This is a genomic window from Teichococcus coralli, from assembly GCF_009829925.1.
Classification (GTDB): Bacteria; Pseudomonadota; Alphaproteobacteria; order Acetobacterales; family Acetobacteraceae; genus Pseudoroseomonas; species Pseudoroseomonas coralli.
This window is the reverse complement of record NZ_SNVJ01000068.1, coordinates 1-658: the sequence shown is the minus strand read 5'-3', so window position 1 is coordinate 658 and position 658 is coordinate 1. Positions and strand designations below refer to the sequence as shown.

Sequence of the window (658 nt, the reverse complement as noted above, 5' to 3'; positions counted from 1 at the left end):
AGAGCGTCTAACAGAACCTGGAACCGGGGTGGTCCCGTGTCGATTCCAGCGGCATGGCGAGACCTCTTCTTTCCGATGATCTGTGGGCTGTCATCGAGCCCATTCTACCGCCTGAGCGACCCAAGCCCAAGGGAGGCCGACCTCAGGTGCCGGACCGGGCAGCACTGACCGGCATCCTGTTTGTGCTTCGCTCTGGGCTCCCATGGGAGATGCTCCCGCAGGAGATGGGCTGCGGTTCAGGCATGACCTGCTGGCGGCCTTAAGGGAGTGGCAGGAAGCGGGCGTGTGGGACCAGCTCCACCGCGTGCTTCTGGACTGGCTCGGGCGAGCGGGGGCCATCGACTGGCGCCGAGCCTGCCTGGACAGCGCGTCTGTGGTCGCCAAAAGGGGGGCGAGCGCACCGGCCCGAACCCGACGGATCGCGGTCGGCCGGGATCCAAGCGGCACGTCATTACAGATGCCAACGGCATCCCGCTTGCCGTCCGCCTCACGGCCGCCAACGTCCATGACAGCCTCGTCTTCGACGAGCTAATCGACGCGGTGCCGCCCATTCGCCAAGGGCGCGTGCGACCGCGTCGGCGCCGGATCAAGGCCCGGATCGCCCGACGCGGGGTGGAGAACAGTGAGCGCTTAAAGCGTCTAACGAAACCCGCTGAAG

1 pseudogene is annotated in these 658 nt (G+C 66.6%); it reads left to right on the top strand.

The window, feature by feature from the left end:
• Positions 1-53: 53 nt before the first annotated feature.
• Positions 54-658: pseudogene (locus E0493_RS22960) on the top strand (IS5 family transposase); the annotation flags it as partial.